At 37.7% G+C, this 20,778-nt stretch carries 16 protein-coding genes and 2 pseudogenes; 13 read left to right on the forward strand and 5 right to left on the reverse strand.

Annotation, left to right across the window (positions count from 1 at the left end; all coding sequences use genetic code 11):
• Positions 1-23 precede the first annotated feature (23 nt).
• Positions 24-209: pseudogene (locus R2Q85_RS23475) on the reverse strand (PD-(D/E)XK nuclease family transposase); the annotation flags it as partial.
• Positions 210-403: 194 nt separating this feature from the next.
• On the opposite strand from R2Q85_RS23475, the gene R2Q85_RS23480 reads away from it, so the two are divergent.
• From R2Q85_RS23480 to R2Q85_RS23495, 5 genes and pseudogenes are all read left to right on the forward strand, one after another.
• Positions 404-1,285 (forward strand): hypothetical protein, encoded by an 882-nt coding sequence (locus R2Q85_RS23480; RefSeq protein ID WP_316814249.1) that lies wholly within the window; start codon positions 404-406, stop codon positions 1,283-1,285.
• A 60-nt stretch (positions 1,286-1,345) separates the two neighbouring features.
• Positions 1,346-1,579 (forward strand): annotated as a pseudogene (locus R2Q85_RS24635) (hypothetical protein); the annotation flags it as partial.
• 373 nt (positions 1,580-1,952) lie between these two features.
• Entirely contained in the window at positions 1,953-2,957 is a 1,005-nt protein-coding gene (locus R2Q85_RS23485) for a WG repeat-containing protein (RefSeq protein ID WP_316814250.1), read from the forward strand.
• A 50-nt stretch (positions 2,958-3,007) separates the two neighbouring features.
• Positions 3,008-3,223, forward strand: coding sequence for a LuxR C-terminal-related transcriptional regulator (locus tag R2Q85_RS23490; RefSeq protein ID WP_316814251.1), 216 nt, complete (start codon positions 3,008-3,010; stop codon positions 3,221-3,223).
• Positions 3,224-3,232: 9 nt separating this feature from the next.
• Complete coding sequence (locus tag R2Q85_RS23495) at positions 3,233-3,730, forward strand: hypothetical protein (RefSeq protein ID WP_316814252.1); 498 nt, start codon at positions 3,233-3,235, stop codon at positions 3,728-3,730.
• A gap of 30 nt (positions 3,731-3,760) precedes the next feature.
• Here R2Q85_RS23495 and R2Q85_RS23500 read toward each other — a convergent pair whose 3' ends face one another.
• The 4 genes from R2Q85_RS23500 to R2Q85_RS23515 form a co-directional block, all read right to left on the reverse strand.
• Entirely contained in the window at positions 3,761-3,994 is a 234-nt protein-coding gene (locus R2Q85_RS23500) for a hypothetical protein (protein WP_316814253.1), read from the reverse strand.
• A 260-nt stretch (positions 3,995-4,254) separates the two neighbouring features.
• The gene (locus tag R2Q85_RS23505; protein WP_316814254.1) at positions 4,255-5,142 is read right to left on the reverse strand and encodes an Rpn family recombination-promoting nuclease/putative transposase; all 888 of its coding nucleotides are present in this window, start codon (positions 5,140-5,142) and stop codon (positions 4,255-4,257) included.
• A gap of 329 nt (positions 5,143-5,471) precedes the next feature.
• Positions 5,472-6,149, reverse strand: coding sequence for a hypothetical protein (locus R2Q85_RS23510; RefSeq protein ID WP_316814255.1), 678 nt, complete (start codon positions 6,147-6,149; stop codon positions 5,472-5,474).
• 162 nt (positions 6,150-6,311) lie between these two features.
• Positions 6,312-6,932: a hypothetical protein gene (locus R2Q85_RS23515; protein ID WP_316814256.1), complete on the reverse strand. Its 621-nt coding sequence runs from the start codon at positions 6,930-6,932 to the stop codon at positions 6,312-6,314.
• A gap of 313 nt (positions 6,933-7,245) precedes the next feature.
• On the opposite strand from R2Q85_RS23515, the gene R2Q85_RS23520 reads away from it, so the two are divergent.
• The 8 genes from R2Q85_RS23520 to R2Q85_RS23555 all read left to right on the forward strand — a co-directional run bounded on the left by R2Q85_RS23520 (position 7,246) and on the right by R2Q85_RS23555 (position 20,775).
• A complete protein-coding gene (locus R2Q85_RS23520) occupies positions 7,246-7,815 on the forward strand; it encodes an RNA polymerase sigma-70 factor (RefSeq protein WP_316814257.1) in 570 nt (189 codons plus the stop codon).
• Positions 7,816-7,913: 98 nt separating this feature from the next.
• On the forward strand, positions 7,914-9,188 hold the full coding sequence (locus tag R2Q85_RS23525) for a FecR family protein (RefSeq protein ID WP_316814258.1): 1,275 nt from the start codon (positions 7,914-7,916) through the stop codon (positions 9,186-9,188).
• 344 nt (positions 9,189-9,532) lie between these two features.
• Positions 9,533-12,802, forward strand: coding sequence for a SusC/RagA family TonB-linked outer membrane protein (locus tag R2Q85_RS23530; protein WP_316814259.1), 3,270 nt, complete (start codon positions 9,533-9,535; stop codon positions 12,800-12,802).
• 13 nt (positions 12,803-12,815) lie between these two features.
• Positions 12,816-14,264, forward strand: a complete 1,449-nt coding sequence (locus R2Q85_RS23535; RefSeq protein WP_316814260.1) for a RagB/SusD family nutrient uptake outer membrane protein — start codon at positions 12,816-12,818, stop codon at positions 14,262-14,264.
• Between the two features lie 81 nt (positions 14,265-14,345).
• On the forward strand, positions 14,346-15,728 hold the full coding sequence (locus tag R2Q85_RS23540) for a TlpA disulfide reductase family protein (protein ID WP_316814261.1): 1,383 nt from the start codon (positions 14,346-14,348) through the stop codon (positions 15,726-15,728).
• 168 nt (positions 15,729-15,896) lie between these two features.
• The gene (locus R2Q85_RS23545) at positions 15,897-17,069 is read left to right on the forward strand and encodes a peroxiredoxin family protein (RefSeq protein WP_316814262.1); all 1,173 of its coding nucleotides are present in this window, start codon (positions 15,897-15,899) and stop codon (positions 17,067-17,069) included.
• 93 nt (positions 17,070-17,162) lie between these two features.
• A complete protein-coding gene (locus tag R2Q85_RS23550) occupies positions 17,163-18,464 on the forward strand; it encodes a DUF255 domain-containing protein (protein ID WP_316814263.1) in 1,302 nt (433 codons plus the stop codon).
• Position 18,465: 1 nt separating this feature from the next.
• Positions 18,466-20,775: a zinc-dependent metalloprotease gene (locus tag R2Q85_RS23555; protein ID WP_316814264.1), complete on the forward strand. Its 2,310-nt coding sequence runs from the start codon at positions 18,466-18,468 to the stop codon at positions 20,773-20,775.
• The last annotated feature ends 3 nt before the right edge of the window (positions 20,776-20,778 follow it).

Genomic DNA, 20,778 nt, shown 5'->3' on the forward strand with positions numbered 1-20,778 from the left:
GGTATTCATTAGTGTTTATGTTTTTAATTGCATTCATGAGCCCTTCGGGGTTTAAGCATCTCGATGAATATAAAGTTCAGCTTGTCGTAGAATATTTTGCCGGTGTGCCTGTTGGCCAGGCAGATATCCTGCACATACTCGCCTTTGATGCCATCAGGTAATCTGAAATCTTCCAGAAAGGCAATCACGTAAACCTCGTTGAGGTTATATGGCCAATCTTTCCGTCCTCCTTTTGGGCGGGGCTACAGGAGCAACGCTTCATGGAGTACCTATAGCCGTTCGAAGTGTGCCGCCAAATTTTATATGGTAAAAATCCAAAAATTCAGTAAAATGAGCTGATGTTTCTCTATCGTTTATAACAGTTGATACGGAGATTGGCCTCATTGAAACTAAACCAAAATAAATGGGGCAACAGCAAAACCAAATAACAGCAGAGGATACAGCAGATTACCTAAAAGGGCAATCAAAACTTATTGACAAAATCGTTAAAGAAAACATGGATAAGGTACTACCCATGGTTGTCGAAAAGATACTCGGAATCCAAATCGTATCCAGAGAAGATCTGCCAGAGAGTTTACAGCACACTAAAGAAACGGTACCCGATCAGCTGAGTAAAATAACAGATGCTACCGGTAAAACCTATATCATCCATATTGAGTGGCAATCAGAAGATGATGCCACTATGGATAACAGAATGCTAGGCTACCGGGCCATGCTGCGACGCAAATATCAGCTTCCGGTACAGCAATATGTCATATTTCTGGCCAGGCCAAAATCAACCATGCCCTATGTTATAGATGAAGAACATTTAAAATTCCGGTATCATTTAGTTGCTTTACAGCAATATAGCCACAAGATCTTTTTAAATTCACCGGAACCAGAACAAAAACTGATGGCAATATTTGCTAACTTTGATGAAGAAGCTCCGGTTGATGTGATTAAGAAAATATTGTATGGGGTAGACGAGCAAGGCAATGGCGAACTAAACAAAAGTAGGTACAGAGAACAATTAAGGGGACTGATACAATTACGTAAACTAGGTAAAGAATTTAAAATAGCTATGGGAACAATTACAAAATTTAAAGTGGAAAAAGATCCTTTCTATCAAGACGGAGTTAAAAAAGGTATTGAGCAAGGTATTGAAAAGGGCATCGAAAAAGGCGAAGCTATTGGCCGTCACGAAGAAGCCTTGGAAATCGCCCGTGAAATGAAAAAGGATGGCCTGCCTTTTGAACAGATTATGAAATTCACCAAACTCACCATACCAGAAATAGAAGCACTATAGCAAACCCTATCATAAAAATATTCTTAAACAAAACAGGCCTTTGGCGAAGGAAAAGCACTTTGTATAGCTGTTATTGAGAGGGGGAGGGAACTCGGAGCGAAATCTGTGGTACTATCTACTGAAAGCCGGTTGAAAGCTGCGATTGGTATTTATAAGAAGCTAGGTTTTGTTGAGGTGCCAATTTGTAATAATGAATATGCAAGGGTGCCTGTTGGCCAGGCAGATATCCTGCACATACTCGCCTTTGATAGGGATGAGGGAGGGAGGTTATGTCTAATTATTAACTTAATCTAATTTATATTAAAGTTTTAGATGCTTTGTGTGAAAATTAAATTTGGCATGGAGTATTAAGTAATTGCGGTTAAAAAAATAAAGCCAACTGTGTATATGGATGGTGACTCATTCTGTTGTTTATCTGGGCCGGATCCGGAAACTGGTGTATATGGTTGCGGGGGTACGCCGGAAACATGGAATCATTAGATCGTTTAAGCCTTTAGAATATACCTATATATAGGTATTGCAACTACATTAAGCTATAGTTTAACTTTGTGAAAAGATGATTTCAAACCTCGTCGTGAAATGAAAAAGTCAAATCTCAGGATTACAAGAGTATTACTATTTAGTAACTGAACTGGGTTAATGAAACTTAAAGGACAATAGGAAATTTATGAAAAGAAAACTACTCTTATGCTTAGCATTATTTACGATATCAGTTTCGGCACATGCTCAACGTAAATGGATTGAAGACATCAATGTTTTTTTTGGCGGTTTAGCAGAAAACGCTCCGGCAAATGCACCAATTTATGTTTCCTATAAGGATGAAAATGTTTATAAAGTCGAGAATTCAAAAGCGGAAAGCCTGATGACTTTTACTAAGACGTTAGCTAAAGATACAGTTAAATTTAATGGCGTTTATAACAAAACAAGTGGTACAGCGTATAGCATGTCTTTCGTAAAAGACAACGGAAAGTATATTTTTCAGTCGGGCAACATCATGAGCAAGATGGGACTTCTGGATATGTATGTTTACAACCCACTAAAAGGAAAAGGCATGGTGCTAAGTAGAGATGGCTTTTCTTATGATGCTGGTCCGTCGGTTGATGGAAAGGTTGGCAAGTATTATAAATTTATGAAACTCATGCCTGGAAATAAATTTTTTTTGCGGGATGATGTTGATGGCAGTTATATATATGGGATAATGAACCAATATGGAGAATTTCCTGTTCCTTTAATTTATAATGCATTTGACGAATTTCATGGCCTCTTTCTCGTTTCAAAAAAAGGAGAATTAGATAAAGGAGTGATCGATATTGATCATAATATCATTATGCCGTTAGCATATTATCCTGGGTACATAAAAATTGAGAAAAATATCATTATTGCATCTAAAAGTCGTCGACACGGTGATGAAAGCCTACCTTCTACGATTTATAATCATAAAGGACAAAGAATTACTACTGATGAATTTCATCATGTAATGGATTTTTCAGAAGGCTTAGCAGCAGTCTCAGATAAGAATAGTAATATCGGATACATTGATGAATATGGAAAGTTGGTGATCCCTATGGTTTATAAAAACGTATACTCGAGTCAATTTGAAGGTGGAAAAGTAGAGCTTAGCAAAGATGGTGTTAAAATGTTCATTGATAAACAGGGTAAAAGAATACAATAACTTACTATCTGCAGTTGCCCGTGGAAACTGCAATTTATAAAACCTATGAAATGGAAAAAAAACTGCCGGAATCTGTGGTACTATTTGAACGGGACCTTCAGGTGTTGAAATTAATGGCTTTGGGGCTGTCGGTTCCCGAATTGGCTGAGCAACTTTTTGTTGGGGAGCTTACAGCCAAATCTCTCTGTAAGCGGGTTGAGGAGAAACTGGGTACTGATAACCTGGAGGAAATCCGCAGTTATGCAAAAGGGCTGCGGCTGATATAAAACAGTTGTATGAAACTAAAAGGACAAGAGAAACATTTTTGGTGGCACTTCCGGCAAATTACTAATTCCAGGGATATCCCGACAGAATTGCCTGGTTTTACCAGCATTGATTCGCTGGTAGATGATGAGTTTATGGGCATGCTGGCAGCAAGGGTTTCCATCGTTCATGAAATATATTTAAAAGAAACATTGGTTACCGATGTCGGGGTCAAATTCATCAGCAACTTTAAGGAGCTGAAGAGTTTAACGCTGATGAAGCACGAAAACATTACCAAAGCATGCTTACCTTATTTAAATACATTGACCGACCTGGAATATCTTGACGTTTGGAGAACTAAAATCCGGTTAGAAGACCTGAGCGCATTGACAAACCTCAAACAATTAAAGGAACTGTATGTATCAGCCGGGGATGAAATTGATGAACCGGACCAGGATGTTGTTTTGGAAAAGATCATCAAGGCTGAAGAAACCCTTCCACATTGTAAAATACTGACCGCTTATCAATAAACTCAGGAAGTAATTATTGTCGAAGAATTCTTATAGCGTTATAATGTTTACTTTATTATTTAAGCTGATGAAAAGTTGTTCAACATCCTTTCTGGTAAATTTATCATCAACAAAAACCGTCAACTGAAAAGATTCATCGGCTTTTACCTCCGGATAGGGCGGAAAAGAACTAACATACATGTCATCAACCGTGGGGAAAATACTTTTGTGATGAAGATATCCAAACTGCATTGGGTAGGTTACAGCCTGAATATTCTGTTCCATTTCTGCGTTATTTTGAGGGGTATAAATATCATGAAATTGTGCCAGAGCGCATTAACAGCCATTTTTGCAATTTTATTGAACAAATTAAAAATCTAAAAACAAAGCCAACTTATAGCTGTTTTTGGTATTGAGAAAGCGTTAATAATAGGGAGTTTGATCGAAAGGTCGGCTCCCTTTTTATTTTAACCCCTTCTTGTTTTGAGGTTTGAAGAAAACCATAAAAGCAATGCGGGTGCTGGTAGCATGTAGGTTAGTGGGGATTAAAGGGATTGGATTTCTTCAATGGTTAAGCCAGTAGCTTCGACAATGACTTCAATGTCAATTTGCTTGGTTTTTAATACGAAAGCGGTTTCAACAGCTTTTTTGTGCTCACCTTGCTCCAGGATATATTGATCGTGGTTGTAATTGTCACGTTTTATTTTCAAACTTTGCTGGTATGCGTTCATTTCTGCTGGTGTTAAGTTGCTGACTTCTGCGATCTCAAATAGTTTTTTAAATATCTCGTCTTCCCTCAAAGATACGGGAATATCTTTTAAATCTCCCATATGCTTTAAACAGAACAGCCATTTGTCTTCGTCTGTTTTTAACTGAACCGCTGTTTTGTGGAAGCCAGGCAGCTCTATATAAATGTAACCTAGTTTTTTATAAAAAGGAAGGTTGCTCTTCGTTTCCATCAACCTTACGTCGTGTATGTATTGATCGGGTGGCATATCTGCAAACCTGAAATCCAATATGGCTACAAAATAGATTTCTGGTAATTTATAATTCCAGTTTGCATCCACGGATTTGCCCTGTTCCTGAATCTGGATAGCGGCGTAAAACAGAAGCCGGTCTGCAAAATAGGGGCTGCTTTCCTTTTGCATCTCAATGGTAAATTTCTCATTGTTTGCTCCGGTGCAGTGTACATCAAATACTGACTTTCGGTCTTGCTTCTGATTCCCTTTGTGCTCTGTTTTTCCAAGCTGAATCTTAGTAATCACTTTGCGTCCTTTGAATACGGCATTCAAAAAATGTATTAAAAGATCCTGGTGATGCTCTTTTGTAAATATGTGCTTGAAACCGAAGTCGTCCTTAGGGCTAAGAAATCTGGAATTGATCTTTTTATTTATTATACTGGTAACCGTGGTTTGATGGTGTTGCTTTGGCATAAATAGCATTAGTTTTAATTATGCTAAGCTCCTTATCTCCGTTTGTAAATGGTTTAAAATAATCAGCTCATTTAACTGAATTTTTAGGGGTTTTCGGAATTTAATTTGGTGATTAAATATAACGCTCGCTACCAGACCCCGATTTTTTGTATGGCTTTTTTAAGCCTTACAAAAAGTAGGGTAAAAATTTAAGATGTAAGCAATGAAAATTTAATTAAGCATCACTCTTCTGAGGCTGCAGAATTATAGTCAACGCGGGCGCAACAGTGGCAGGATTAACCGGTTTGAGCAGATATTAAGAGGATAGTTTGTGATGATGTCACGGAGATTTATTGCTGACTAAAACTACCGGAATGAAGGGCATACGGCGTCTTTTGGTAATAACTCACCTCTAATTTTCCGTTTACCAGTACCATAAATTCTCCGTCATCGTTTCCGGCAATATCTACCCAGGCAGCTATATTGCCTATGGAGCTGTAATTTTCTGTACGTAGTACTGTGCCTATATTTAGGCCTGCACCCACTTTGTTGTCTTTTGCAGCAAAACTGTAAAAAAAATTCTTGTGTAGTACGGCTCCCCGTGGGTCATAATAAGTGCCTGCAAAAGTTTTTCCCGCCAACTGATTGGTTTGGGAGGCTTTTATAAGTGCAAGGTCTTTTAAATAGGGATCGTCGCTGGTTATTTTACCATCATCAATAGTAAACCGAAAGTCCATTTTTTTTATACCAACAATATTGCCATCAATGATCTCGTAAGTATAAGTATTGCTACCGTTACCTTCAGAATCGTAAAACTTTAAGGTCTTTCCTGGCTGGAATTCAAATAACCAGGAGCGGTATGCGACTGTAGTACCATTTCCGTACTTTACATATATAAAATACCCAACCGGATTGTTGATGTCAAATTTGAGGTTTTCATCTTCTTTTTGAGCGTTATCTTTTTTACAGGCGGTAAGGCTTACAAACAATACAAAAATGTACGTAGCTGCTGTCTTTAGTGTTTTCATAAGCATGTTTTTTATTAACCTGTTTGATTTTAGATTAAATGTGGGGCTAAAATCATCTTGTTTTTTCGGGGATGATTGAACAAGGGTTATGGATGAGCGGGCGGCTATTTCTGTTTAGTATAGTTTGTTCATCTGGAACATGCTATGCAAGCGGCTCCATTTTTACTCATTAAACTTTAGGCTGCGTACCAAATATCCTTTCCCCCAGTTTTGAGGATCATGAGTGACAAAGGCTTTCAAAGCCATTTTCCGTAAATATTCCTGATGCGCTGTAAACTGTTCGGCACTTTTAATTTCTTTTTCTCTAAGTAAAAGTTCATCTAAGTGCTGCTTGTCTTGCTCATTAACAAACCTTAAGTCATATCTGCCATACTTAAACTGGCCGGCCTCGTTTTTTACTGCCAGGTTACCGCCACTGTGAAATCCGATACTGTGAACAAGATTGATCTCAAAGGGCTGATCGCCGGTGTATTTCTCCTTGCTGATGACCTCCAGAAACTCAAACCAACTATTAGCTCCGTCATCCATAACAACTGCCGGTGATACATATACTTTAGCTTTTACTTTGTAGGTATAGCCTAATTCGCGCTCTTCAAATCCGCTTATAGACATATGAGAGGATTCCTTTTGAGGCAATAGAAGAACTCTTTGGTCTCTTGCATCAATATAATGATCTAACAGCAATTCCACTTTCTGCACATTTTTGGGGTTCGAGGGGTCAAATTTATCTTTGGAACAAGCTGCAAGGATGAATACTGCAAAAAGCAAATAAATGTGTTTCATAGTTTATAAGTTCAAATTGGTTAATAAACATTGAACGTAATAATGGTAAGAAACGCTACAACTTTATTCGGCGATGTCCGTCTCTTTTTAATCTTGCACTAAATTATTTTCGTGTTAAATGCGCTGTATTTTCGTGTTTAAACATGGTTTTTGTACCAAACTGCCTGATAGTCACTTCATCAGTTGTGGTTATTTGTTTGAACTTGTATAGCTTTACATAAATACTTTTTGTAAACCACGTAGTGCTCATGCCTACAAAAAAGGGTATATTTATACTAAGGCATAATTTATATAGAGGGAAAGTAAAATTATCATGGCTGCTTACAGCACATACACCGATCAGGAATTGACCCCCTTACTAAGGGAAGGGGATGCCGCGGCATTTGAAAGCCTGTACCAGCGGTATTGGAAAAAGCTGTTGCATTTTGCCAATCAGAAAACCGGTGATTTTATGGAAGCAGAGAATATTGTTCAGGATGTTTTTGTTTCCTTGTGGAACAGAAGAGAGAACCTGAGCATCAATTCTGGCCTGGAGAACTATCTGATTGTTTCGGTAAAGTACCGGGTAATTAAGTTATTTGACAGGCAGCGTTCGCAGCGCTTGTATCAGGAGCAAAACATGGCTGCAGTTGACCTGTTGGATGATTCTACCCAGCAGTATCTTGATTTTGACGAACTGCGCCATAGACTGGAAGAGCTGATTGGAAAACTGCCCGAAAAAAGCGCATTAATTTACCGGATGAATAAGGAAGAAGGTAAGAGCCATAAAAAGATTGCTGCTGAAATGGGTATGTCAGAAAAAGCAGTGAATTCTCAATTGGTGCGCACAAAAAAAATACTGCGCGAGGGGCTGCATTCGTTGTTATTACTCTATCTTTTATAAATTTTTGTTGCTGATTAACAGAGTGTTATGAAATTGTTAAGTTTTTTATGAATCATTTGCTGCGCACAGCGGACTTGTATGTATAAGCGCCAATAAAGATGTTGGATATAAAAGATAAAATAAGGTTACAAGAGCTTGCCCATAAATGGTTAAAGGGGTCATTGACTATTGCAGAACAACAGGAATTCGATTTATGGTTTAAACAGGCACATGATAACCCACTTAAAGTCCCTGAAGCAGCGGCGCTGGATGAGCAATCACATGAACGTGCGCTGTTTGCTAAAATACAAGCGGAGCTGGGTATTATACCACAGCCTAAAACTGTTAAACTTTGGCCTCGCATGATCGGCGTAGCCGCTGCGGTAGCAGTGATTGTTTTCGGCGTCTGGTTTTATAATAGCAAAACTGAGATCCTTCGCAGTGCTCTGGATGACAAAAACATGGTGGTTAACGACATTGCGCCGGGTAAAAACACGGCAACAATAAAATTTGGTGATGGCGAAGCCATTACGTTAAGTGATAAACAAACAGGGGTAATTGTAGCGGCGGATAATTTGACTTATACTGACGGTAGTACAATTTTGTCATCCAGAGCGAACGCGAAGGATCTCTTGAATAGCTCAAACAAGAGGTCTCTCCCATACGGTCGAGATGACGGCAGGGTGCAAATGCTAACCGTAACAACCCCTCGCGGCGGCACTTACCAGGTAACCTTACCAGACGGAACTAAAGTATGGCTTAACGCCGCTTCGGTTTTAATATACACGATGCCGCTAAATGAGCGTGGCGGTGTACGGTTAGTTGAACTAAGCGGCGAAGCCTACTTTGAAGTATTTAGGAATAAAAATCAACCTTTTGTGGTAACCACCAAAAATTTGACAACAACGGTGTTGGGTACACATTTTAATATCAGTGCTTATGAGGATGAGGGGAGTACGAAAGCGACGTTATTGGAGGGTAGCGTGCGGGTGCACTATTTGTCATCCAGAGTGACAGCGAAGGATCTAGATCCCTCCAAAGTCGGGATGACAAAAGAGACTAAAGATGACATTATCCTTAAACCCAACCAACAAGCCTACGTCACGGGTAGCTCTGGCTTAGCTGTTAAACAAGTAGATGCCAGCGAAGCCATAGATTGGAAAAATGGAAAATTCGTTTTTGCAATGGAAGATATCCGTAGCCTTATGCGTAAGGTGGCCAGATGGTATGATGTGGAAGTGATATACGAAGGAAATATTGACAATAAAACTATTGGTGGTAGTGTATCCAGGTATAAGAATGTTTCAGAAGTTCTGGATATGCTTAGCGCTACCAAAACTGTTCAGTTTAAAATAGAAGGAAGAAAAATAACAGTAATGCCTTATAAAAACTAATAAATCATCAGTGATGGGTTTAACCAGCCCTGTAATCAACATAAATATCAACTAAACTTAAAAACCAGAATGATGAGATTCTACTACAGAAACGACCCCTAATGTAAAAACATGATAAGCTAACAGAGAAGCCGATAGTGCTTTTTTACACCATCGGCTCCATTCAGCTTATTCATCAAACCCGATAAAATCGGGTATTGTAAAACAATTGATTAATGAACAATTGTGTAATGCCGACAACTTTGGACGGTGGAAAGCATTGCACAGCTAAACTCAAATGTATGAATTTTTACATTAAAAGCCTATACCGGCCGCGAGCAGGTATGGCGAAAATCTTGCTGGTGATGAAATTAATAGTAGTACTACTAACAACCACAATTTTACAGGTAAGTGCATCCTCTTTTGCACAAAGGGTTACTATTAACCAAAATAACATCACGCTTGCGCAGGCGTTCAAACAGCTGACACTGCAATCTGGATATGATATTTTATACAATGGTGATTTAATTAAAAATGTTGCCCCTATTGATGTAAGAATTAAAGATGCATCTGTTGAGGAAGCATTGAAACAAATTCTGCAAAATCAGAAGCTAGCCTATTCGATAAAGGACAAGACTATAATTTTAGAGGAGGCCGAGCCTTCCTTTCTGGATAGGGTGGTTAGTGCTTTTGCTGATATTAATGTTATTGGTATTGTGGTGGATGGGGAGACGGGGAATGTGCTTGTGGGGGCGAGTGTGAAGGTGAAGGGGTCGGGTAAGGCCACTACTACAGCTAGTAATGGTGCGTTTTACCTGCAGGGTGTGGATGAGGATGCAATAATCGAGATTTCATTTGTTGGGTTCAAATCTGTGGAACTAAAGGTGGCTAAGAATTTAGGAACGATTAAACTTGAGGTTAGTTATTCGGATTTGAATGAGGTGGAGATTAATAAAGGCTATTATACCGAAAAGCGTAGATTATCAACCGGATCAGTTGGAAGGGTAACAGCCGATGAAATTTCCAGGCAACCTGTAAGTAATCCTCTAGCTGCATTGTATGGACGTATACCAGGACTGATCATTACGCAACAAACTGGAGTGCCCGGTGGGAATTTTAAAGTTGAAATCAGGGGTCAGAATAGTTTGAGGAAAACTGGAACCAACAATGGCAATATCCCACTTTACATAATAGATGGCGTTCCTTTTAGTTCCATACCAATGAATACTGCTACTCCTACAAACATTTATCCAACCAGCACCAATGAACTTGTAGGGAGCAGCCCTTTTGATAATATAAACCCAGCTGATATAGAATCAGTAGAAGTATTAAAGGATGCCGACGCCACTGCGATATACGGCTCCAGGGGTGCCAATGGTGTGATTCTGATCACTACTAAAAAAGGTAAGGCCGGACAAATGCAAGTTGATGCGAATGTTTATTCAGGTATTGGAAAAGTAACCAGGAAAATGAAGCTATTAAATACAGATCAATATTTGGAAATGCGTAAGGAAGCTTTTAAAAATGACGGGATCGCTACTTATCCCGTTAATGCTCCTGATATTAATGGAACTTTCGATCAAAATAAATATACAGACTGGCAAAAAGAATTGATTGGCGGAATAGCAAAAAACACAGACGCTCAAATTGGCATTTCAGGTGGCACGAGTAATTCTCAATATCGTTTTGGTGGAGGATATCATAGAGAAAGTACAGTATTCCCTGGAAATTTCGCGAATCAAAGAGGTTCTGCTCATTTAAGCGTTTCCAACGCTTCTCCAAATCAAAAATTTAGAAGCCAGTTCAATGTGAACTATTCCTTAGGAATAACAAATCTACTTTCTAATGATTTAACATTTTCCGCTGTGCAAACGGCACCAAATGCCCCTGATTTATTAGATGAAAATGGAAATTTAAATTGGCCTTCAAGTTTTTTCTACAATAATCAACTTTCATTTACCAAACAGCCCTATGATGCCCGAACTAACAATTTGATTGTTAGCTCAATTCTGAGTTATGAATTTCTGCCAGGATTGGTTTTTAAAACTAACATGGGCTATATCAACGCTTCAAGAAAAGAGATTGCCAAAACTCCTTTAAGTTCTATTCCACCAGATTTTAGATCAAGTTCTTTCAACTCTACTAATTTTGGAAGTCGGTCAAATAATTCCTGGAACATTGAACCGCAATTAAGCTGGAGCAAGCAGTTTCATAAAAATACCATCAATGTGTTAATAGGGAGTACTTTCGAGGAACAAAATACTGAATCTCTCGCTCAATCAGCTCGAGGATTTATAAGTGAAGCGCTAATGGACGATGTTAGTGCTGTGCCCAATACTAATGTTGCCAATACTTATGATATATCTAAATACCGATATAATGCCTTATTTGCACGTATCAATTACAACTATGATGGCAAATATATCATCAATTTAACGGGGCGTAGGGATGGTTCAAGTCGTTTCGGCCCTGGCAGGCAGTTTGCCAGTTTCGGAGCTATCGGAACTGCCTGGATCTTTTCTGAAGAAAAACTGATCAAAAACAATTTACCGGTATTGAGTTCTGGCAAAATAAGGGGTAGTTATGGGATTACCGGTAGTGATCAAATTCCCAATTATGCTTTTTTAGATCTCTACAGATCTACATCCACTTACGATGGCTTGCAGGGTTTAGGTCCTACACAATTGTATAATCCTGATTTTAGCTGGGAGGAAAATAGGAAATTTGAAATCGCTGTTGAATTGGGTTTTCTGCAAGACAGAATTTTATTGACCACAGCATGGTACAGAAACAGATCTTCCAATCAGTTACTGAACTATCCGCTTCCCCCTACAGCAGGATTTCCCTCAATTACAACAAATGGCGATGCAACAGTCCAAAATACAGGTTTGGAGTTTGAACTGAATACAACTAACATTAAAACAAAGACATTTAGCTGGAACAGTTCTGTCAACTTAAGCATCCCGCGTAATAAATTAATTTCTTATCCAAACCTGGCAGGTTCATCTTATGCCAATACATATGTTGTCGGGGAACCTCTTAGTATTGTGAAACTTTATAAATATATAGGTATTAGTCAAACAACAGGCCTTTATCAGGTTATGGATGTGGATAATAATGGGATCTATAATAATTTAGATAGGCAAACGATTAAATTTATTGGTCAGAAATTTTCTGGGGGATGGAATAACAGTTTGGAATGGAAAAGCCTGCAGTTGAATTTTCTGTTACAATTCGTTAAACAGAATGGAAGAAATTATTTAAGCGCTATCGCTCAATCTCCCGGCTCAGCAATTTTCAATCAACCGGTTGAAGTCATCAAGCGCTGGCAAAAAAGTGGTGATGATACCAATATTCAAAGGTTCACAACCACAAATTTCTCTTCTTACTCCAACTACCGAGAGAGTGATGGTGTAATTTCAGATGCTTCCTTTATCCGCTTGAAAAATATTGCCTTGTCCTATAAACTACCTGCTTCCATTTTAACTAAAATGAAATTGAAGGGGATTAGGGTGTATGCACAAGCTCAAAATATCATGACCATTACTAAATATAAAGGGTTTGACCCCGAAACACAGGGCCTTGTTTTGCCACCTTTGTTTTTTGTTACAGGAGGCATTCAATTGACATTTTAAAAAGAAGACTATTATGAAAAAATTATATAGAACCGTCCTGATGAGATTCCGAAATAAATTCGGAATGACAACACTAATCATATGTTGTATTTGTGCATTGTCCTGCAGGAAGTTTGTTGAAATAGATCCACCAAAAACCAGTTTGATAAAAGCTACTGTTTTTACTGATGATGCTACGGCAACGGCAACCATTATTGACATCTATGGCCAAATGATCAATGGTGCCGCTTATTCTAGTGGAGTTGTTAACGGGCTAAGTTTTAAAGCCGGCCTTGCCGCAGATGAATTGGATAATTATTCAACTATAGTTGACAGGATAGAATATGCTACTAATAATCTTACTCCTCTAACCTCGGGCTTAAATGCCACATTTTGGTTAGTACCTTATCAAACTATTCTCAAGGCAAATGCTGTCCTAGAAGGTTTGAGTGCCTCTATAGGCTTAACGCCTGCAGTAAAATCAAGGTTGGAAGGGGAAGCCAAATTTCTCCGTGCCTTTGCTCACTTTTATTTGGTTAACCTATTTGGAGATGTCCCATTGGTATTGACTACTGATTATCGAATCAATGGGGTAATTCCACGAACTTCTAAAACCGAGGTTTATCAACAAATTATTAAGGACTTGAAAGATGCACAAAACCTGCTGAGTATAAATTATCTCACTGCAACTGGCACGGTCACGCCTGAAAGAAAAAGAGTAAATAAATTTGCTGCAACAGCAATGCTGGCGAGAGTTTATTTATATACCGGTGATTGGTTAAATGCTGAAACAGAAGCTAGCAAAGTAATTTCTTATACAGACCTATACGGCTCTGAGGTTATTGGAAATATGTTCCTTAAAAATTCAAAGGAGGCCATATGGCAATTAGGTCGGGATGCTGGGAACGCTGCTGATGCCGCCACCTTCTTAATTCCAAATACTGCTATTATACCAGCTAATGGAGCACTTAAAGCATCTTTAATAACATTATTTGCTTCTGGAGATTTAAGAAAGTTGAACTGGATAGATAGTTTGGTGCGTCCAACCGCCAAATATTATTATCCAAAAAAATACAAAGTTACCGCAATATCACCTATTAGTGAATATGCAATGGTTCTGCGCTTGGGTGAACAGTACCTAATTCGCGCGGAAGCGAGAGCCCATCAGGGAAGTAAAGTAATCGGCTCAAATAGTGCGGAAAGTGATCTCAACTTTATAAGGAATCGGGCAGGAATAGGCAATACAAGTGCTACAAATGAAGCAACCATGTTAGCAGCGATAGAGCAGGAACGGAGATTTGAGTTGTTTACCGAATGGGGACATAGATGGTTGGATTTAAAACGCACCAATCGTGCTGATGCGGTTCTTGGTCCATTAAAAGGAATTACTTGGCAAACAACAGATCAATTATGGCCAATTCCCCAAGAGCAAATTCTAAACGATCCGGCAATGGCCAATCAGCAGAATCCAGGCTATAACTAATAATTTTTAATTAATAATCAATATCTGGTGTATGGTAAATTTCGCTTACGCCAGGTATTACTAAACTTAACACATATTCAAATGAAAATTTATAGAATTATTCTTTTACTTACCCTATTAGCTAATGTAGCAATAGCCCAGGAAAACAACCCGGAACTTTTAAAAATGCAGCAGGAATACAAAGCAGCAGGACTGCCAATCCCTCAAGGCCTGCAACCCGAAGTTGGTAAACCTATGCCCGATTTTACTTTGAATAAAGTGACTAGCTACGGATCCAACAATGTGTCACTAAAAGATTTCAAAGGAAAATGGCTGATTTTGGACTTTTGGGCCACAACTTGCGCGACATGTATAGCCAGTTTTCCAAAAATGAATGCAATCCAGGAAAAATTCAAAGACCAGCTTCAAATCATTTTGATCGGAGATAATGCATCTAAGTATGGAAAGAATATCCAAAACATGTATGAGAAAGTTAAAAAAGCCAGAGAATTGAAATTAGTATCAGCCTATGATTCGCTTCTTAAGCGAAACTATGGAATTGTTGGAGTGCCACATCAAATTATTATTGACGATAAGGGAATGGTGATAGCAAGGACTCCTTCTGTTACAGAAGGTCAACTGGAAAAACTATTTAAAGGAGAAACAGTCATATTTTCTGGAGGAAAATCGAATTCTATAGACGCATTTGATGACAATGGAAATTTAAACAACAATGAATATCTGCTTTATTCAAGTAGCTTCTCAAAGTCTATACTAACGGAAAAGATGCGAGTGCCTGATATCAATGATCATAGCGAAAAGATAAAAGAAACAGGATTGTTTTGTATTGCCAAATGGCATTTAGCTGGGTTATATAATTTAGCCTATACAGGCAAAGCTTCGGGACCAATGATTTTTTCGGAAACTCAATATGGTAAAACAGCAGCCTGGCCGGTCGTTGAAGTTTCCGATAAATCTCTGTTCAACCACAATTTCTCTGAAGCAGATCAAACCGGTGTTTCCATGAAGGGCGTGTATAATTATTCTGTTAGAATTCCAAAAGAAAATGCTACTGTAGAGAATGTGAAAAAGGCAATGCAAATGGACCTCAAAAAATACTTTGGTTACGATGTGAGTAAAGAAAAAAGATTGATTCGATGTATGAAGCTGGTGGTTATGCCTAAGATTACATTGAAGATCAAAACCAAAGGTGGGGACGCCAATAAAACTGTCCTCAATCAGACAGGTATGAGTATGATTAGCCAAAAAATAGACTACTTCATTCCTCTTTTGGTTGGCCTTAATCAAAATGGACCTATCATTTATAATGAAACTGGGATTGACTATAACGTAGATCTAAAAGTGGACGCCATGATGGATGACCTGTCAGCAGTAAAAAAGGAGTTGCAAAAAAGCGGTTTGGATTTAGTGGAATTCGAAAAGGAGTTAGAAGTACTGGTTATTAAAGACCCCACAAAGAAGTAAAATCATCATCAAATATTCAAATACATGAAAAGACAACTAATGTTGCTCTTATGGGTAATTATTACCTCAGGAGTTCAGGCTCAGGATTTAAACAGTACTGAATTTAATAAACAATATGCTGAATATAAGGCCGGGAAAAAGGATACTGCTTTTTTGAAAAACCTGGCCATGGCCGCAGCTAAAGTCAGGGAAGCAGATAAAGCGCACGAGATTGCCCAGGCTTTCATCAACGGCTTATCTAAAGAAGAACAGTTTAAAAAGCATAATTTATTATTTGCTTATATGTTCACCACTAAATCATCAGATAAAGCCTTTAAGCTATTTAAGGATCAATCTGTGCGAGCTAACGAGGTACTGGGTAAAAAATTAGCCGCTGAAAGAAAAGTAAACAGCGTGCTGTATGCTGAAGAGGTTAAACCGTACATTAAGTATGGAAGCACTGATTGGGCAGGCTTTGAAAAAAGCATCAAAGGTAAGCATGGTAACTTATTTCAGCAATATTACTATACTGAACGGTTACGCAACGCATTCCATAATAAGTTACATGAAGAATTCGGTAAGTTCTATGCTTTATATTATAAATCAAATGAAGATACATACGGAGCATTTAACATCAATAACGTCTCCTGGCGAATATTTGAGCAAATAAGTGATTCTAAAATCATTGAGATAGCAGTTGCTACAATGAAGAATTACATTGACCAGAGCGATAAAGACAATCCTGCCTCAATGGATACTTACGCTAATTTGTTATACAAATCGGGAAGAATTGCTGAGGCAATTGCAATGCAGGAAAAAATAGTTCAACTATCGGAAGAGAAAGCGGCGAAAGGAAATCACAGTCCAAATCCTGTGTTTAAGGAAACATTGGCTAAAATGAAGGCTGGCGTGAAAACTTGGGTGTCCAAAGTTGAGAAACTTACACCAAAAGCCGGTGAAGCTGCTCCAGATTTTATCCAGGCAGATAGTCTTGGTAAGAAGGTTACGTTATCCTCCTATAAAGGAAAATATGTTTTGCTTGATTTTTGGGCATCCTGGTGCGGGCCCTGCAGAGTTGAAAGCCCAAATCTGCTGAAAGCTTATGATAAATATAAGAACAAAAATTTTACAATTATAGGAGTGACCAGAGATGAAGAAAAGGACAAAGGTAAATGGTTAAAAGCCATTACAGATGATGGAATGACCTGGTTGCAACTTTCAGACTTTGACCAGTCAGCAGCCATGTTATATAACGCTGTTTCCTTACCAAGTAACTTCCTAATAGACCCAACAGGTAAGATTATAGCAACTAATCTGAGGGGTGATGGTTTAGAAAGGGTTTTAAAGGAGGTGTTCAAGTAGTTGCAACTTATATACACGCAAAGAACATAACGGCATATTGCAAATAAAATAAATCGCGTAGCAGGATCTGCCATGTCTTAATTTAAACAAATAATGAAAAAAAAGATCAATTTATTTTTAATACTCCTGTTACCCGTATTGAATTGCTTTGCACAAACAACTGCAAATATGCAAACTCAAGAAAACCTCGGAGTGAATTTTATTAAAAACCTGAATTGGGAAGCAATCAAAACAAAGGCTTCAATCGAAAACAAGTTTATTTTTGTAGATTGTTTTGCCACCTGGTGCGGTCCATGTAAGGCAATGGACAAAAATGTTTTTTCAAAAGAAAGAACCGCTGGCTTTATGAACAAAGAATTTATCAGTGTCAAAGTCCAAATGGATGTTACGGCCGATGATGATGAATTGACCAAAAACTGGCGCAAAGATGCTGTAAATATTCAGAACTCATTTAAAGTTACCGCCTACCCGACATATTTGATTTTTTCTCCAAAAGGTCAAATAATATATAGATTCTCCGGAGCAACTGCAAGTATAGATGAGTTTATAAATATTGTCACAAGGGCTATAAATTCGAATTTTTACCATAAAACCATGGAAGAATTTGAAAAATGGAAAACCGACCCGCTTAAAGTGAATCAAATGGCTTACATGGCCAAGGAATACGGAGATACAATTGGAAAGGATAAATTAAGCAATTGGTATATAAAATCAATGGACTCAGTTTTTACATCTGAAAATATAAAATTTCTCAGAGAATTTACTGATGACAGTAAAGATTTTGGATTCAAACTATTTCTGGAGCATCCTGAAAAAGTAGCGAAATTTTTCTACCCTACTGCAATGAAAAAACTTGTAACGGATATCATCTTAAATGAAAATGTTGATTTTTTAAACGCGATGAACCAAAATGGGTTCAAGCCGGATTGGAATAGAATTTATAAAGATATATCAGCAAAAAAATATCCAGAAAACATCTCATTAAGAGCTGTGGCAAGGGGAAAGATGAAATATTACAAGAAACAAAATGATAGCCTGTCATATATCAAAGCATATTTAGCCTATGCAGAACAGTTCCTGAAAAAGGAGAATGATGAACTAGGGATAAATAGTTGTGCATATGATGTCTATTTATATAGCAGGGTGTCTGATAAAACTGAAATTAATCGGGCTATAAGTTTATTTGAACCGTTTGTTAAAGAGCAAGAGATTTATCCCAGGGCGGGTGACAAAGGTATTATAGCTGCCCTTTTTGATACTTATGCTCATTTACTTTTTAAAGCGGAAAAAATAACCGAAGCTATAACGTGGCAGGAGAAAGCAGCTAAACTTGATCCTAACTCTTCTGAAATTAAGAAGAATTTGGATATAATGATAAGGCATTTAAATAAATAATATGAAAAATATACTTTTCTTATTTGTTCTGGTAATTATTGGATTTTATCTCAAAGCCCAAGAGCATAAAACACCTTTGCAAATGGTCAAAAAAAATCATAAATATTGGCTTGTTTTACCTGACAGTACTTTAGGTAGATATATATCAGTGGTAAATCTGATCTCAAAAAGTGAAATTACAGGGAATAAGGTAATCAGGGGGAAGTTCGCAAATTCTACTTTAATTCAGTTCAAAAAGAAAGGGCCTAATAGTGTCGAACTAATCGAATATGCAGAAAAAAAACATCCTCGGTATTTCGACCTGAATAAAAAAAGGCGTTCAGCATTTCTTGATTATCATTATTCTTTGATTGATTCATTAAATTTTATTGATGTGTCCAGGTTAATTAATTGCGATACAGGAGTGTTTTCATTTGCAGGTTGGTTAGTAAAATATTTCAAACTAGGCTCCTTTCAAAAGCAAAAGTTCTATGTCGGTAAGACTGATCCACATGCACAAGGGATTGATATTGAACTTGTACAGGTTTATGCTCTAAATGATAATATCAATGATACGAATTTAGTTTCTGTGCGATTAAATTGCTCAATGTTTTTACTTCCTAAATTCCCGATGAAAGTTCGTTATACGGACGATAGAGTTACTGTTAATTCCTCTACTACTCGTATTTTCAAAAATGCAGATGGCAGACTCACAAGATTTCAGAATAGATACCGACTTGAACCAAAAGATGAAGACATAGATCGATATTTAAGGGGCGAACTGGTAGATCCTAAGCAACCAATCATTTATTATATCGACCCCAAAACACCTGAGAAGTTATTACCCTATTTCATCAAAGGAGTGGATGCATGGCGAGTTGCTTTTGAGAGTGCCGGTTTTAAAAATGCAATAAAGGCACAAGTAGTTTCTAACGCAGACTCTTCATTTAATATTTTGTCATCCAGATATAATAAAGTTATTTTTAGTCCAGTACAAAGTCCTGGAGCTACAGCAGATTCATTTACTGATCTTAGAAGCGGTGAGATGATCGGGGCCAAAGCAAATATTCCTGATCTAACAAAATCTGCCCATGAAGAATATATGGTCTTGGCTGGCGCAGCTGATACAGGAGCGAGGAGTCGGATTTTCTCAGACGAATTAACGGGAGAACTCTTTGCTAAGACCATTTCACATGAAGTAGGGCATACTCTCGGTATCCATCACAACTTTCTTTCTTCATCAAATGTTCCGGTAAAGAAGCTGCGTGATAAAAAATGGGTAGAGCAGCATGGTATCTCTCCTTCTGTGATGGATTATTCGAGATATAATTATGTAGCACAACGTGAGGACGGTGTCGGCAGGGAAGGTCTTATTTCATCTATTGGAGATTATGATCGATGGGCTATAGAATGGCTGTATAGATGGTACCCAGGAGATGATCCAAAATCAGATCAAAAAGTTTTAACACGGCTAACGAATTATCGTTTGAAAAAGAACAAATGGTTAAGCTATCTTCCCTATGAATATGATAAAGACGATGCTCGTTTACAATCTGAAGATATAGGGGATGACCCAATTGAAGCCAGCAAATATGGAATAAAGAACCTCATGTACATTGTACCTAATTTATTAGACTGGACAAGAAAAACTAATGGTGATGTTGACACGTTATTAGCCAAGGAAGTCTATGAACGAGCTGTAAAGCAATATAGGGAGTACATTAGGCATGTCGGGAATTTAATTGGAGGGACGATGATTGGTGATATCTTAAAATTTGATTCACAAGACTCGGTAAGAGATTTAGTTCCAGTAAGCAAACCAATTCAAAAAAAGGCCGTTTATTTTTTAAATAATTACTTATTTGAAACGCCAGTATGGCTAATTGAAAATAATCTTGTCTCTCAATTGCACTTGAGTGGAGATGATTATATAATGGATTTGCAAAAAATATTTTTCCAAACGATTTTTGGTTCCTCTCAAAAGATAGATATTAAGAATGAAGTATTTCCAATGGATGAAGTATTAAAAGATTTTGAAAGCAGAATTTTTTCTGAATTTAAAAGCAAGAAATCTATAGAGTCTTACAAACAAAAACTTCAACTCAATTATTTGACATACATGGTGTTTTTTGTAAATCTAAAGAAGGGAGCATGGGATAAGGGTACATTTTTAACAGATATGCAAGCCCTTACGAGAGTGCATTTGCAATCTATTCAAAAAGCCACTCAATCAAAAATGAAGAAAACTACTGATCGAGCTACCAAAGATCATTTAGCGATTTTATTAAAGAAAATAGATGAAGTGGGTGAAGAGAATTTAACAAATAATTAAAAG

Source organism: Pedobacter heparinus (genome assembly GCF_032678725.1).
Lineage (GTDB): Bacteria > Bacteroidota > Bacteroidia > Sphingobacteriales > Sphingobacteriaceae > Pedobacter > Pedobacter heparinus_A.